We start from the raw sequence: 14,078 nt of genomic DNA on the forward strand, positions 1-14,078 counted from the left end.
AAAGATCAAATCCAATAGTTGCTTGCTTTAGCTGAACAAGCAATAACTCAAGAATATTCCCACGATGGCTATACGCTGTCAACCTGACGATGACCAGCGTCAACTGCGTTATAACAGCCGTGGGCTAGGTGATACCCGAGTTTTTATGCCAGCTAAAACAGCATTAGATAACATCCTGTCATCTCTATTTGGTAACATTCCAGTGTTAGTGTGGCACAAAAACCACCCACTTCTGGATACTGCTCCTACTCGCATAGTATCACTTTTTGATCGGCGGACAACAGCTCGTTACAAATTTCAACGTAATTTAAACATCTTTATTTTTAACTATGTTGAATGTAAAGATGACTTTGTTTCGTAGCAGCGCTCCGGTACTATAAAATACGGTTGAAATGTTAATAAAAGAAGCGATTAGCGCGTGCAACAATTGAGTAACATCTTGCAAAACTTAATGCAACAGGCGGAGCAATTGGATGCCGACAATCGTCGTCGCCACAAGCAATTGAGCGAACAATGGTTTGCACATAGCCTTTTTAAATGCCGCTCTAATCTCGCGGTAGACTATGTTGCAGAAACCCAACGCTTGGTCACGCAGCTCGAGCACAGTAATAATGAACACATTCGGACGTTTATCGCCGAACAGATAAGCCAGCAGCTAACCGCATTATCAACCGCATTAAGGGGTAATCAATTACCGCTCGAAAAGCGTGATAGTCGTCTGCGTCAACAATCCCGCATCGCCGCGCTGCACCAAAAATTGGTGACTTACCGCGGCTACGAACAACGATTGCTTGATAACGTGAAAGCGTGCCGCGACCGTCACGATACACTGGCAGCGCAACAGCAGGAAAAACGCTTAAATCGTTGTCAGCAGGCTATCCAGGCATTGGAACAAGACATTCAGCGCTTAGAAGAGGGACGCTAGATGCCCGTACCTTTTATTTATCATCCACGCTACAGCGCGCTCGCATTGCCGCCGCGTCATCGCTACCCGATTCAGAAATATCAGTTGTTAAAAGCGTGGGCCGATGCACATGGTGCGCGCCGTTCGCAGTGGGTTCAGCCAGCGCCCATTAACTGGCAAACGGTGGCTACCATGCATGCCCCCCACTACATCGCCGAGCTCGCCAATAACCGGATGGATAAGCAACGCTGGCGGCGCATCGGTTTTCCCTGGTCTGAACAGTTACTACTGCGCACACTGACCTCCGCCGCCGGCACCATTCGTACCGCTCAACTGGCGTTAGAGGAAGGCTGTGCGATTCATTTTTCGGGTGGTTATCACCACGCCCATCACGACTGGGGCAGTGGCTTTTGTTTGATCAATGATTTGGCGCTCGCTGCCCGTGCGGTGCTTGACCAGCGCCCCTCCAGCAAGATCTTGATTTTTGATACTGATGTTCATCAGGGTGATGGCACAGCGACGTTATTTGCCAACGAGCCGCGGGTGACTACCTGTTCAATCCATGGGGCTAACAACTTTCCCTTTACCAAAGCGGTTTCAGATGTCGATATTGAGCTGCCTAAAGGCACCACCGATAACGATTACCTTGAAACCGTTGACCATGCGTTGCGAGCATTAATTGAGCGCGAGCAGCCTGATTTAATCCTTTATGACGCCGGTGTCGATATCTACCGCCAGGACGATCTGGGGCACTTGTCAATTAGCCTTAACGGTATTTTTGCCCGCGATTTTGGGGTGTTGAAGCTGGCCCGTGAACAGAATATCCCGCTCGCAGCCGTGATTGGCGGAGGCTATCAACGTAAGTTAGATCGATTAATAAGAGCCCATGCTCAATTATTAAGAGCGGCTTATGAAGTATGGAAAGCTTAAGAAATTGGGTGGCGACTCCACCAGCCACACCCCGGCACACACATCCCTGACTACGGCTGCTCCCTTCCGGGCCTGACCGGGTTCGCCAGTTAGCGTTGCGAGGGGACCCGCAGAGTCACCATAACGCTTACGAATAAGCGTGACTATTATCACTCACTCGCACGGCAGATACAAGGTTTGTCTTTGTCTACCCTAGCCGAATGCCTACTTTTTCTGCAGCTTTGCCGCTATCGCCTCGCGTGCCTCAGCAGAACTGAGTGCTTTCGCAAAAAAGCCGGCTTCGTGACTGATGCGCTCGGCCACCGACTGCTGCGGGGCTTTCAGTAATTGTTTACTGGTTCGCAACGCCTGTCGTGACAGCGTGGTTAACTGCGTCAGCACCTGCTCGGTTCTGGCATCGAGTTGTTCCGCGCTGAGTACCTCATTCACCAAGCCTAACTGCTGCGCTTTATGGGCATTGAAGGTATCGCCCAGTAGCAACAATTCTGCCGCTTGCTGATGTCCGCAAAGACGCGGCAGTAATAAACTTGAGCCGGCCTCAGGCAACAGTCCCAGTTTGACAAAAGGTAAAGCAAATACCGCCTCATCGCTGGCATACACCAGGTCGCAGTGCAGTAACAACGTCGTACCAATGCCGATTGCAAGGCCATTGACTTTCGCTACGATAGGCACATTGACTTTATTCAGAGTCTGCAGAAATTTAAACGGCGGCGCGCTTTCGTCGAGATTCTCGATGGCGAGAAAATCATTGAGGTCATTGCCTGACGAAAAGCTATCACCGGTACTTTCAAACAGTACCGCTGAAATATCCTGATGTTGTTCGGCGTCGATTAACGCTTGCTCACAAGCACTATACATAGCCTGAGTGAAGGCGTTCTTTTTCTCCGGGCGGTTTAAACGAATGCGTGTAACACCATCTTGATGGGTCACCACAACGTGTTGTTCTGCCATAAAAAAACCTCGTTCGTAACTGGTTGTACCTGTTACGAACGAGGTTATCAGCTTTTCAGTCAGAGTTCACGCTTTTGCCAGGCCGCTGCCGTTTTTTCGTGTAATGGCACGATCATGTCGAGTGCAGAGAGATCGCCGGGCTCTAACTGCAGTTGATTATCACGCTTAGGAGTCACCCGATCACCCCACTGGATAAGACCGGCACCGCAGGTTAAACCACCACCAAATACGGCCGACATGATTTTATCACCCGGCTTAATGGTACCGTTATCTGCGGCTTCAGCAAAGGCAATCGGCAAGGTTGCGGAAGAGGTATTGCCGTAATTTTGGATATTGATTACGGTTTTTTCACTTGGCACTTTGCATAACTTGGCCAGATAGTCGATCAGCCGCTTGTTCGCCTGATGCGGAATCAACGCATCGATATCGTCCGTCGACAATCCTGTCTGAGCGAAAACATTTTCCACCGCCGCATTCATGCCTTTCACTGCGCGTTTAAAGATTTCCTGACCAACAAAGTCAAACTGCATAATGCCGTCAAATCCGAAACGATCAAAACTAAGCCCGAAATCAAGGCTCAGCACGTCACGGGCTTCCGCATCACAACTGATATGACTGGCCAGTAAACCACATTCTTTGTCGGTGGCTTCCAACACCATCGCACCCGCACCGTCGCCAAACAGTACTGCACTCTCACGTTTGGTCCAGTCGAGAATTCTCGTCAGGCGTTCCGCACCAATCAGCAGTACCCGCTGGTGCGCCCCGGTTCTAATCGCCTGTGTCGCCATGTGCATACCATAGAGAAAACTGCTGCAAGCGGCGTTCAAATCAAAGGCTGCGGCATCCTTGGCACCGATATCCCGCTGTACCGCTGAAGCGACATTCGGAATGATTTCATCCGGTGTACAAGTACCGACAATAATTAAATCAATACTGGCGGGATCCAAGTCAGCTGCGGCCAATGCGTTTTTGGCCGCAATCGTTGCCAGTTTTGAAGTGCCGACGTGGCTGACCCGGCGCTCAGAAATGCCCGTACGGGATACGATCCACTCATCTGAGGTATCAAGAAACGTCGCCAGGTCGTCGTTTGTCATAACAGCTGGAGGTAAACATTTCCCCCAACCGGTAATTTCTGCGTATTTTTTCACGGCTAAACCTTATTACTTCTGCAATTGGTTGCTTTTACACACATCGCGGCAGAAAAACCGAATGAAAGCATTTAAGCGCAACACCTTTTTACCGTATCATAGCACGAATGTTATTCAGTTGAATGATCATGTTCGAGGGAATCACAATGATCCGATCTGTTCTGTCAGCCATTGCACTTATCGCGGCGACCATCCTCGTCAGCGGCTGTCAAAGCCCACCGCAACCACTTATCATCGGCGCGGTTCAGGTGAACGACCCGCTCAATCAACCGGTTGCGCAAATTAGCGTCACCGATCAACGTCCGCACGCCTACCTTTATCGCATCACGCATGCCGAGGATAAAGCCGAATTTGCGCCGCCGCAGCAACCACTGACAGAAGTGATCTCGAACTCACTAACAAACCTGACGTCATCTCAGGCTGGCGAGCTTAGTTGGCAAATCAGCATTGACGAAGCCCTCATCGATGGTCAACTGGGTGCTTTTAATTATGAACTGCAACATACCATAGTACTGCGGGTCGAAGCACAACGAGGAAACCGCACCTACAGCAACAGCTATCGTGGTCGCTTGCAGTCAAAAGGTGTCGGTCGCCCGGATGAGGCGGTCGTTGAGCGGGAGTTTTCTCAACTGCTGCGTTCCGTGCTCGCGGACATCAGTAACGACCCAAAACTACGTAATCTTTAATCAGGAGGCACCATGCGTTTCATGTCGCTCGTTAAAACTATTGTGTTAAGTGGGCTGGTATTGGTCAGCGCAAGTTTCAACAGTCATGCACAGGTTCAGCCTGATAATCCTTTTCCACGGGTCGTATTCGTTACTTCCGCCGGCGATATCACCGTTGAGTTAAACCGGGAAGCGGCACCTTTGACGGTAGAAAACTTCTTTCGCTACGTCAAAAAGGCGCAGTACAACGACACCATCTTTCACCGACTGGTGCCGGATTTCGTTTTGCAAGGCGGTGGGTACGACAAAGACTTTCAGGAAAAGCCAACCTTTGAAACCATCGTCAACGAATCGGGGAATGGTCTGCTGAATGAGTACGGTACCATCGCCATGGCTCGAGAGCGCGCGCCGCATACCGCCACTCGACAGTTCTTTTTTAACCTCAACGACAACAGCTCCTTGAACCCTGATAACGGCGATTGGGGTTATACGGTCTTTGGCCGTGTTGTTGAGGGCCTCGATGTGCTCGAAAAGCTGGCTCAACTGGAGTCGTTAGCTTATGACAAAGAAACCGGTTGGCGCGATGTGCCGGCACAACCACCGGTATTAAAGCGGATTGAAGTTGTACCGGCCAACTGATGGCTGTTAAACCGTCGTTCCGGGACGATCTGCGCGTTTATCTACAACCGCGGGTACTGGTCATTTTTATTCTTGGCATTGCCAGTGGCTTCCCGTGGGTCATGATCGGCTCGGCGTTATCAGCCTGGCTGCAGGAAGAAGGCCTGACCCGCTCTGTGATTGGCTATTTCGGTGCAGTTTTTGGGGCTTACTCAATTAACTTCCTGTGGTCCCCGCTCGTCGACTCAATAAAGATTCCCATACTGACCCGTTGGCTGGGTCAGCGCCGCAGTTGGATATTGTCCTGTCAGCTCATCATTGTCGCTGCTTGTTTTGCACTCTCGCAACTGCAGGTTAGCGAGCACTTACACTTGGTCGGTTTACTGGCGATGGCCATTGCCATCAGTTCGGCCACACAGGATATTGCCATCGACGCCTACCGCATCGAATCCTTTGCGGTAACCGAAGGTCGGTTGCAAAGTGCCGGTGCGGCGATGGCGACCGCCGGCTGGTGGACCGGCTATGCCGGCCTGGGCGCAATTCCCTTTTTTATCGTCGACAGCCAACAGTGGTACTGGCAGGACGCCTACGCCATCCTGGGCTTTATCATGTTGACCATTGCTGCCGTGGTTTTGGTTGTCCGCAAAGCCACCTACCACCAGCAAGATAGTGATGGGCAACTTGCCCACGCCGGGTTGCTAGGACGTCTCGAACACATTTTATTCGCCCCGATTAAAGAATTCTTTCAACGCAACGGCGTTAAGTTCGCACTGTCCGTGTTGGTGTTCATTTTTCTGTTTAAAATTGGTGAAGCCTTTCTTGGCCGCATGTCGATTGTCTTTTATAAGGAAATTGGTTTTTCCAATGACCAAATCGGCACCTACTCGAAACTGGTAACCTGGTGGGTTACGATTTTGTTTGCCCTGCTTGGCAGCGCCGTTAATTTGCGCATGGGCATCGTCAAGGGCCTGCTGTTTGGCGGACTGGCAATGGCCGCCTCCAATTTAATGTTCTCCTGGATTGCTCTGGTCGGCCCAAGTGAGCAGCTGTTTTTAAGTGCAGTCATTATCGATGGTTTTACCAGTGCCTGGTCGACCGTTGCGTTCGTCGCCTTTATCAGCCTGTTATGTAACCGTACGTTCACCGCCTCGCAGTATGCCTTGATGGCGTCACTTGGCACCCTCGGCCGCACCCTGCTATCGTCCTACAGCGGTGTGGTGGTTGATGCGCTCGACGGTAACTGGGCGTTGTTCTTCCTATTAACAGCGGTCATGGTAATACCCAGCCTGCTGTTCCTGTGGCACATTCGTCATACCTTGACTCACCTTGAGAGCCTGCGCGATGACCGTTAAGCTCAACTGGCTGATCACCGGCCCCGGCGCCATTAGTGGCTTATTGGCGGCGGGACTGTTGCGCCAGCAGCAACAAGTTGCCTGGCTCAGTCGCCACACCCAGGAAGAAACCAGCGTCAACTGGACGCTGACTGAGAACGGCAAAGCGACCCACTTTGTTACCCCGTTCTACCCTGATGCCCCGCCCCCCGATGCGGTGATTCTGGCGGTAAAGTCCTACGACCTTGCCGCCGCCTTAGAGCGGCTGGACGAGCTCCAAATCGCCACGGACTGCCCAATTATCATCAGTCACAATGGTATGTTGAGCGTCCACAGCGAGCGACCGCTGTTTCCGCTGATTACAACTCATGCTGCCAGCCGCGAAAACCACACCATTAGCCACAACGGCTATGGGGAAAGCTGGCTTGCCGCCCAGGCCATAAATCAGCCGCAGCCATTAGCGGGCGCTATTGGCGAAATACTGCAACAGAGCTTCCCGCCGCTGCACCTGGTTCATGATATTGAGCATCGACGCTGGCACAAATTGTTGATCAACTGCGTCATCAATCCACTCACCGCCATTTATCGGGTTGCCAACGGTGAACTGGCCGCGGCCCGCTTCAGCGATATAAAACAGCAGTTGATTGAGGAGTTTGTGCAGGTTGCCGCAGCGTGCGGGTATTCCTTTGATGCACACCAGGCTTCACAGGCTGTGGCAAAGGTGATTACGGCGACGGCAGCTAACCGTTCGTCGATGCTGGTGGATGTTGAACACCAGCGAACCACAGAAATTGATGCCATGAACGGCTTCATTGTTGAACAGGCACGTCAGCACCAGATCGATGTGCCGACGCATCGTGCAGTTACCGAGGCGGTAACTGCACTCCGTTAGCCAATGGCTTGGCACCGGCCGGGTTTTATTTGTCTTCGATAAAGTCCACGACTTCCAGACCAAAACCTGACAGCGCCGAGTAGCGCTTGGGCGAGCTCATCAAATGCATTTTGTGAATACCAAGATCGGCCAGGATTTGCGAGCCAACACCAACGTTACGCGATGCGTTTGACGCCGACGCAGTCGGTTTCTGCTCACCATGATCCTGCGCTTCAAATTCTTTAACCTGAGCGATGATGTCTTCCGGCGTCTGCTGACGTCCGATAATTACAAGGACGCCGTCATGCTCTGCCAGGTAGCGCATCGCCTTGTATATCGGCCAACTGCGCTTAGTGGCACGTTCAGTCAGCAAGGTATCATGGAAGGTATCTTGCAAATGCACACGCACATTGGTCGGTTTGTTCGGGTCAACCTCACCATGAACCAGCGCATGATGAACCTGTTGATCAATAGAATCCTGAAACGTAATCAGCGTGAATTCACCGGCACTGGTGGGTAAGCGGCATTCAGCCACGCGCTGAACGGTTTTTTCCTTCATCGAACGGTATTCGATGAGGTCGGCAATGGTGCCGATTTTTATGCCATGCTCAGCGGCAAATTTTTCCAAATCCGGACGACGCGCCATGGTGCCGTCTTCGTTCAGTACCTCGACAATCACTGAGGCAGGTTCAAAACCCGCTAAGCGCGCCAAATCACAACCCGCCTCGGTATGTCCGGCTCGGTTTAATACACCACCGGCTTTCGCTTTCAACGGAAAGATATGACCCGGCATGACTAAGTCTTCCGGTTTTGCGTCTTTGGCCACTGCATCTTTTACCGTTTTCGCACGATCGGCGGCGGATATACCAGTGGTTACGCCCTCTGCGGCTTCGATCGAAACGGTGAAGTTGGTTGCATAAGGCGCGTTGTTTTTGTCCACCATCAGCGGCAAGTTTAACTGCTTACAACGCTCTTCCGTCAGCGTTAAGCAAATTAAACCGCGGCCAAAGCGCGCCATAAAATTAATGGCTTCCGGCGTCACGCAATCAGCGGCAATGATCAGATCGCCTTCATTTTCACGATCCTCATCATCCATCAGGATGACCATTTTACCCTGACGAATATCCTCAATTATTTCTTCGGTAGTGTGTAAGCCCATAGCTAACCTTTTACTGTTGATTCTGTGGAATACCGATAATCCGAGTATCCGGCCCCACTTGACGCCGATCGGTAATACGAATGCGCGGAGCTTGCGTCAGTGCAGTCAGTGACGTCAAATCGACCACGCCCCGGGCATCCGAACCAAGCAACTGATTGGATTGGTATAAATAAACTTCATTCACTAAACCTGCATCACAAAGCGCGCCAGCCAGTCGGGCACCGCACTCCGTCCAGATCAGATTAATCTCACGTAGCGCCAGCTCCAGCATCATGTCATGCAAATCCACGTTGCCATTCGCGGTACGCCGCACTATCACCTGGTGACAATGGCTGTGGCGGCTGGCATCGGCTTCTTCATGACGAACCAGCCAGACCGGCCCGGGTTGTTCAAACAAAGCCAGTTGATCGTGAATACGGTTTTGTCCATCAATGATAATACGCACCGGTTGTTTGAGTGGATCCGGTAACGGCCTTGAGGCCGGCCACTGCTCGGCACGCACGGTTAAACGCGGATTATCAGCCAGCACTGTATCGGCACCGGTTAGAATCGCGTCGGCATGCGCCCGCCAATACTGCACGTCGGCACGCGCCTGCGGCGACGTGATCCACTGGCTTTCGCCGTTAGCCAATGCCGTGCGGGCATCCAGTGAAGCAGCCATTTTTAAACGCAACCAGGGTAACTGCGTGGTCATGCGGTGAATAAAACCCGGATTAAGTGCGCGTGCCGCTTGCTCCAGAATACCAACCTCTACGTCGATACCTGCTTCGCGTAAGCGGGCAATGCCCTTGCCCGCCACCTGCGGATTGGGATCTTCCATTGCCACCACCACCCGCGCAACACCAGCATCAATCAACGCATTAACACAGGGCGGCGTGCGGCCAAAATGGCTGCAAGGTTCGAGCGTGACGTAAGCGGTAGCGCCTTTAGTTTGTCCAGCCGCTGCGGCTATCGCATGCACTTCCGCATGGGGTTGACCCGCACGCTGATGCCAGCCTTCGCCGATGATTTTTTGCTGCTGTGTGATGACACAACCGACCGCAGGGTTTGGGGCCGTCGTTAACATGCCCCGGCGACCGAGCTGCAACGCCCGGTGCATCATCTGATGATCAATGATTACTTGGGTAGGATCAGTCATTAAGACGGGCGATCTCCTCGCCAAATTCGCGGATGTCTTCGAATGAACGGTAAACCGAGGCAAAGCGCACATAGGCCACTTTATCGATTTGCTTTAAATTATCCATCACTTGATTACCGATGAAATCGCTACTGATTTCACGTTCACCGGTCGCCCGGATCGCTGATTTAATTTTGTTAATGGCTTGTTCCATCAGTTCCAGACTGACAGGGCGTTTTTCCAATGCCCGTAACAAACCGTTACGCAATTTATCCTCGTTAAACGGTTCACGGCTGCCGTCGGATTTAATCACTCGCGGCATAATTAATTCAGCGGTTTCGAACGTGGTAAAACGCTCTTTGCAGTGATTACATTCGCGCCGACGGCGCACCGATGCGCCATCCGCCACCAATCGCGAATCAATCACTTTGGTGTCTTGGGTGCCACAAAAAGGACAATGCATCGATGCTCTCCGGTTAACTTAACGATCCAATTCCGATCATGCGTTATTGATACACTGGGAAGTTCGCACACAGGGCTTTCACCTGTTCGCGAACCTTCTCAATGGTTGCTTCGTTGTTAATGTCGTCTAACACGTCGCAAATCCAGTTCGCTACCTGTTCGGCTTCCGCTTCTTTGAAACCGCGGCGGGTAATCGCCGGCGTCCCCAGGCGCAGACCTGACGTCACAAACGGCGAACGTGGGTCATTAGGAACCGCGTTCTTGTTCACGGTAATAAAGGCACGGCCCAAGGCAGCATCGGCGTCTTTACCGGTAATGTCTTTGTCAATCAGGTCAACCAGGAACAAATGGTTCTGAGTACCGTTAGAGACAATTTTATAGCCACGGCTTTGCAGTGTTTTCACCATGGTGTTGGCGTTTTTCAGAACTTGTTCCTGATAAGCTTTAAATTCTGGCTGCAGCGCTTCTTTAAACGCAACCGCTTTAGCGGCGATGACGTGCATTAACGGGCCACCCTGGTTACCAGGAAACACCGCACTGTTTAATTTCTTGTGCAGCTTTTCATCATCTTTACCTGACAGGATCAACCCACTGCGCGGACCGGCAAGGGTTTTGTGCGTGGTTGTGGTCACCACGTCAGCGAATGGAATCGGGCTTGGGTAAACACCTGCCGCAACCAGACCCGCTACGTGTGCCATATCGACCAACAAGTAAGCCCCCACTTGATCGGCGATTTCACGGAAACGCTGCCAATCAACAATACCCGAGTAAGCCGAGAACCCGGCTACAATCACTTTAGGTTTGTGCTCTTGCGCCAGACGTTCAACTTCCGCATAGTCGATTTCGCCGGTTTCTTCCGATAAACCGTACTGCACCGCATTATAAAGTTTACCCGAGAAGTTAACGCCGGCACCGTGCGTCAAGTGACCACCGTGCGCCAGGCTCATACCAAGGAAGGTATCACCGGCTTCCATCAACGCCATGAACGCGGCCGTATTGGCTTGCGATCCCGAATGCGGTTGTACGTTCGCGTATTTCGCACCGAACAACGCTTTGGCGCGCTCAATGGCTAAATCTTCAACGATATCGACGTACTCGCAACCGCCGTAATAACGTTTGTGCGGATAGCCTTCGGCGTACTTGTTAGTAAGCTGGGAACCTTGAGCTTCCAGTACCCGCGGGCTGGTGTAGTTTTCTGAGGCGATCAGTTCGATGTGCTGTTCCTGACGCTCTACTTCCTTGCTCATTGCGTCCCACAGTTCAGCATCAAACTCGGCGATATTTTGTTGCGATTTTTGCATTACGGCTCCCACTTTACCTATTTGACTTGGGGCATACGCCCAGAGTGCCGCCATTTTAACCTAAAACCACCCGTAATGCCTAGTTTGTAACAACAAACAAATTTGGGCATTTGGGCCATTTGGCTTTAAACTATCGGCAACTCTTTAAACCAAATCAAGGATTGTTCGTCGCATGGCGCAATATATATATTCCATGTCACGGGTGAGCAAAGTTGTTCCCCCTAAAAAAACCATTCTAAAAGACATTTCACTGTCGTTTTTCCCAGGTGCCAAAATCGGTGTGTTAGGCCTCAACGGCGCCGGTAAATCAACGCTGCTGCGAATCATGGCCGGCGTCGATCAGGATTACGAAGGCGAAGCGCGCCCATTAGCCGGTATTCAAATTGGTTACCTGCCGCAAGAGCCGCAACTGGATGAAGCCAAAACCGTTAAAGAAACCGTAGAAGAGGCCGTCGCTGACGTGAAACAGGCATTAACCCGCCTCGACGAAATCTACGCTGCTTACGCCGATGAAAACGCTGATTTTGATGCCCTGTCAAAAGAGCAAGGCGAATTGGAAGCGCTGTTGCAGGCCAAAGACGGCCACAACATCGATAACATCCTGGAACGCGCCGCGGACGCATTGCGCCTGCCGCCCTGGGACGCGAAAATTGGTAACCTCTCGGGGGGTGAACGTCGTCGTGTCGCCATTTGTCGCTTGCTGTTATCAAAACCGGACATGTTGTTGCTCGACGAACCGACCAACCACCTTGATGCCGAGTCAGTTGCCTGGTTAGAACGCTTCCTGCACGATTACAACGGTACCGTTGTGGCTATTACCCACGACCGTTATTTCCTCGACAATGTCGCCGGCTGGATTCTCGAACTTGACCGTGGCTACGGTATTCCGTGGGAAGGCAACTATTCCAGCTGGCTGGAACAAAAAGAGAAGCGTCTTGAACAGGAAGAGCGCCAGGAGAAAGCTCGTCAACGCACCATCAAGCAGGAGCTGGAGTGGGTACGCACTAACCCCAAAGGCCGCCAGGCGAAGAGCAAGGCACGTCTTAACCGCTTTGAAGAGTTGCAAAGCGGCGACTACCAGAAACGCAACGAAACCAACGAACTCTTTATTCCACCGGGTCCGCGCCTGGGTGATAAAGTTATCGAAGTTAACGGCATCAGCAAAGGTTACGAGAACCGCCAGTTGATCGACAACCTGAGTTTCTCCGTTCCTAAAGGCGCGATTGTCGGTATTATCGGCCCGAACGGTGCCGGTAAATCAACCCTGTTCCGAATGATCAGTGGCCAGGAGCAGCCGGACAGCGGCTCTATTGAAATCGGTGAAACCGTCGAGTTAGCCAGTGTCGATCAGTTCCGTGACAACATGGATGACAGTAAAACCGTATTCCAGGAAATCACTGACGGCAATGACATCCTCAAAATTGGCAACTTCGAAGTTAACGGCCGCGCCTATGTCGGACGCTTTAACTTCCGCGGCACTGACCAACAAAAACGCATTGGCGAATTATCCGGTGGTGAACGCAACCGTGTGCACTTGGCCAAACTGTTACGCGCCGGCGGCAACGTTCTGTTACTCGATGAGCCAACCAACGATCTCGACGTTGAAACCTTGCGGGCATTAGAAGAGGCTATCCTCGAATTCCCGGGTTCCGTTATGGTTATCTCGCACGACCGTTGGTTCCTTGACCGTGTCGCAACGCACATTCTTGACTACCGTGATGAAGGTGAAGTGGTCTTCTACGAAGGTAACTACAGCGACTACGAAGCTTACATGAAAGACAAATTTGGTGAGCAGGCAATGGAACCTCACCGAATTAAATACAAGCCTATCGGTTAATCGGTTGCCGGCAGCGGTTGTGGTATCCAGGCCACACCGCTGCTGTCACAATACCACTGCGCCTGAATGCCAAACGCAGTGGCTAAATGAGCGTCTGACAACACCGTTGCAGGCGCTCCTACTTCCAGCAATCTCCCCTCATGCAATAACACCAATTGATCACAATAACGTGCTGCTAAGCTCAGATCGTGCATACAGCACAGTACCAGTTGTCCCTGGCGCGCCTGCTGCTGTAGCAGTTGCAGGGTTTGTAACTGATGCTGAATGTCGAGTGCCGCCGTTGGCTCATCACAAAGTAATAATTTCGGCTGTCCAACCATCGCTCGAGCCAGCAACGCACGCTGTCGCTCGCCACCGGACAGGGTCGATAGCGGTCGTTCAGCCAGTTGCAACAAATCACAGGCCGTCAGGGCATGCTGCAACTGCAGTTGCCGCTGGCGGCGACTAAGACGGTGGTGCAACAAGCCGATATCCACCAGTTCCCGTACCTTAATGTCCCATTGCGGCTGCTCATACTGGGGTAAGTAAGCCATCACTTGTGCGCGCTGTTCTGGCGCGAGCGAGGTGACGACAGTGCCGTCAATGCGCACTTCGCCGGCCGACGGTGTCAGTAACGCGGCAATCACTTGTAGCAGTGAGCTTTTGCCGGCTCCATTAGCCCCCACCAAACCGACCAGTTGTCCGGCGCTTAATTGCAGTTGCACCTGTTGCAAGCGTGGTCGGCGGATACCGGCCAGTGACAGCTGTTGAATGCTCAGCACAGTACCCTGCTCCTTAATGGTCG

Annotated in this window: 14 protein-coding genes and 1 other RNA gene; 7 read left to right on the top strand and 8 right to left on the bottom strand. The window is 52.0% G+C overall.

What is annotated here, in order from left to right:
- The first annotated feature begins 418 nt into the window (after positions 1-418).
- Entirely contained in the window at positions 419-925 is a 507-nt protein-coding gene (gene priC, locus C5610_RS09205) for a primosomal replication protein PriC (RefSeq protein WP_105306909.1), read from the top strand.
- On the top strand, positions 926-1,834 hold the full coding sequence (locus tag C5610_RS09210; RefSeq protein WP_105306910.1) for a histone deacetylase: 909 nt from the start codon (positions 926-928) through the stop codon (positions 1,832-1,834).
- Between the two features lie 15 nt (positions 1,835-1,849).
- On the opposite strand, the gene ffs is transcribed toward C5610_RS09210, so the two are convergent.
- From ffs to C5610_RS09225, 3 genes are all read right to left on the bottom strand, one after another.
- An RNA gene (ffs, locus tag C5610_RS09215) (signal recognition particle sRNA small type) lies at positions 1,850-1,946 on the bottom strand.
- A gap of 92 nt (positions 1,947-2,038) precedes the next feature.
- Entirely contained in the window at positions 2,039-2,785 is a 747-nt protein-coding gene (locus C5610_RS09220; RefSeq protein ID WP_105306911.1) for an enoyl-CoA hydratase-related protein, read from the bottom strand.
- Between the two features lie 59 nt (positions 2,786-2,844).
- Positions 2,845-3,879, bottom strand: coding sequence for a beta-ketoacyl-ACP synthase 3 (locus tag C5610_RS09225; protein ID WP_241970647.1), 1,035 nt, complete (start codon positions 3,877-3,879; stop codon positions 2,845-2,847).
- Between the two features lie 200 nt (positions 3,880-4,079).
- Here C5610_RS09225 and C5610_RS09230 point away from each other — a divergent pair, with 200 nt between their 5' ends.
- Genes C5610_RS09230 through C5610_RS09245 form a run of 4 tightly spaced genes read left to right on the top strand, consistent with a single transcriptional unit; the run spans position 4,080 to position 7,439 of the window.
- Positions 4,080-4,619, top strand: coding sequence for a YajG family lipoprotein (locus C5610_RS09230; RefSeq protein ID WP_105306913.1), 540 nt, complete (start codon positions 4,080-4,082; stop codon positions 4,617-4,619).
- Between the two features lie 21 nt (positions 4,620-4,640).
- The gene (locus C5610_RS09235; RefSeq protein WP_105307774.1) at positions 4,641-5,237 is read left to right on the top strand and encodes a peptidylprolyl isomerase; all 597 of its coding nucleotides are present in this window, start codon (positions 4,641-4,643) and stop codon (positions 5,235-5,237) included.
- The gene (locus C5610_RS09240; protein ID WP_187346263.1) at positions 5,237-6,568 is read left to right on the top strand and encodes an AmpG family muropeptide MFS transporter; all 1,332 of its coding nucleotides are present in this window, start codon (positions 5,237-5,239) and stop codon (positions 6,566-6,568) included. The genes C5610_RS09235 and C5610_RS09240 overlap by 1 nt, the downstream gene beginning before the upstream one ends.
- Positions 6,558-7,439: a ketopantoate reductase family protein gene (locus C5610_RS09245; RefSeq protein WP_105306915.1), complete on the top strand. Its 882-nt coding sequence runs from the start codon at positions 6,558-6,560 to the stop codon at positions 7,437-7,439. The genes C5610_RS09240 and C5610_RS09245 overlap by 11 nt, the downstream gene beginning before the upstream one ends.
- A 25-nt stretch (positions 7,440-7,464) precedes the next feature.
- Here the strand turns inward: C5610_RS09245 and ribBA are convergent, their stop codons facing one another.
- Genes ribBA through glyA form a run of 4 tightly spaced genes read right to left on the bottom strand, consistent with a single transcriptional unit; the run spans position 7,465 to position 11,457 of the window.
- The gene (gene ribBA, locus C5610_RS09250) at positions 7,465-8,577 is read right to left on the bottom strand and encodes a bifunctional 3,4-dihydroxy-2-butanone-4-phosphate synthase/GTP cyclohydrolase II (RefSeq protein WP_105306916.1); all 1,113 of its coding nucleotides are present in this window, start codon (positions 8,575-8,577) and stop codon (positions 7,465-7,467) included.
- Between the two features lie 10 nt (positions 8,578-8,587).
- A complete protein-coding gene (gene ribD / locus C5610_RS09255) occupies positions 8,588-9,715 on the bottom strand; it encodes a bifunctional diaminohydroxyphosphoribosylaminopyrimidine deaminase/5-amino-6-(5-phosphoribosylamino)uracil reductase RibD (protein ID WP_105306917.1) in 1,128 nt (375 codons plus the stop codon).
- Positions 9,708-10,157 carry a transcriptional regulator NrdR gene (gene nrdR, locus C5610_RS09260; protein ID WP_105306918.1) on the bottom strand — a complete coding sequence of 150 codons (450 nt, stop codon included), beginning with the start codon at positions 10,155-10,157 and terminating at the stop codon, positions 9,708-9,710. The genes ribD and nrdR overlap by 8 nt, the downstream gene beginning before the upstream one ends.
- 43 nt (positions 10,158-10,200) lie before the next feature.
- Positions 10,201-11,457, bottom strand: a complete 1,257-nt coding sequence (glyA, locus tag C5610_RS09265; RefSeq protein ID WP_105306919.1) for a serine hydroxymethyltransferase — start codon at positions 11,455-11,457, stop codon at positions 10,201-10,203.
- A 172-nt stretch (positions 11,458-11,629) separates the two neighbouring features.
- Here glyA and ettA point away from each other — a divergent pair, with 172 nt between their 5' ends.
- The gene (gene ettA / locus C5610_RS09270; RefSeq protein ID WP_105306920.1) at positions 11,630-13,294 is read left to right on the top strand and encodes an energy-dependent translational throttle protein EttA; all 1,665 of its coding nucleotides are present in this window, start codon (positions 11,630-11,632) and stop codon (positions 13,292-13,294) included.
- On the opposite strand, the gene C5610_RS09275 is transcribed toward ettA, so the two are convergent.
- Positions 13,291-14,055, bottom strand: coding sequence for an ABC transporter ATP-binding protein (locus C5610_RS09275; protein ID WP_158682678.1), 765 nt, complete (start codon positions 14,053-14,055; stop codon positions 13,291-13,293). The two genes, ettA and C5610_RS09275, sit on opposite strands and share 4 nt — an antisense overlap.
- Between the last annotated feature and the right edge of the window lie 23 nt (positions 14,056-14,078).

The organism is Idiomarina sp. OT37-5b (assembly GCF_002968395.1).
Lineage (GTDB): Bacteria > Pseudomonadota > Gammaproteobacteria > Enterobacterales > Alteromonadaceae > Idiomarina > Idiomarina aquatica.

What these genes read in the sequence shown, in the direction of transcription:
- C5610_RS09210 (WP_105306910.1), top strand. Translation starts at nt 926, where the DNA reads ATGCCCGTACCTTTTATTTATCATCCACGCTACAGCGCGCTCGCATTG.
- C5610_RS09220 (WP_105306911.1), bottom strand. Translation starts at nt 2,785, where the DNA reads ATGGCAGAACAACACGTTGTGGTGACCCATCAAGATGGTGTTACACGC.
- C5610_RS09225 (WP_241970647.1), bottom strand. Translation starts at nt 3,879, where the DNA reads ATGACAAACGACGACCTGGCGACGTTTCTTGATACCTCAGATGAGTGG.
- C5610_RS09230 (WP_105306913.1), top strand. Translation starts at nt 4,080, where the DNA reads ATGATCCGATCTGTTCTGTCAGCCATTGCACTTATCGCGGCGACCATC.
- C5610_RS09235 (WP_105307774.1), top strand. Translation starts at nt 4,641, where the DNA reads ATGTCGCTCGTTAAAACTATTGTGTTAAGTGGGCTGGTATTGGTCAGC.
- C5610_RS09240 (WP_187346263.1), top strand. Translation starts at nt 5,237, where the DNA reads ATGGCTGTTAAACCGTCGTTCCGGGACGATCTGCGCGTTTATCTACAA.
- C5610_RS09245 (WP_105306915.1), top strand. Translation starts at nt 6,558, where the DNA reads ATGACCGTTAAGCTCAACTGGCTGATCACCGGCCCCGGCGCCATTAGT.
- ribBA (WP_105306916.1), bottom strand. Translation starts at nt 8,577, where the DNA reads ATGGGCTTACACACTACCGAAGAAATAATTGAGGATATTCGTCAGGGT.
- ribD (WP_105306917.1), bottom strand. Translation starts at nt 9,715, where the DNA reads ATGACTGATCCTACCCAAGTAATCATTGATCATCAGATGATGCACCGG.
- nrdR (WP_105306918.1), bottom strand. Translation starts at nt 10,157, where the DNA reads ATGCATTGTCCTTTTTGTGGCACCCAAGACACCAAAGTGATTGATTCG.
- glyA (WP_105306919.1), bottom strand. Translation starts at nt 11,457, where the DNA reads ATGCAAAAATCGCAACAAAATATCGCCGAGTTTGATGCTGAACTGTGG.
- ettA (WP_105306920.1), top strand. Translation starts at nt 11,630, where the DNA reads ATGGCGCAATATATATATTCCATGTCACGGGTGAGCAAAGTTGTTCCC.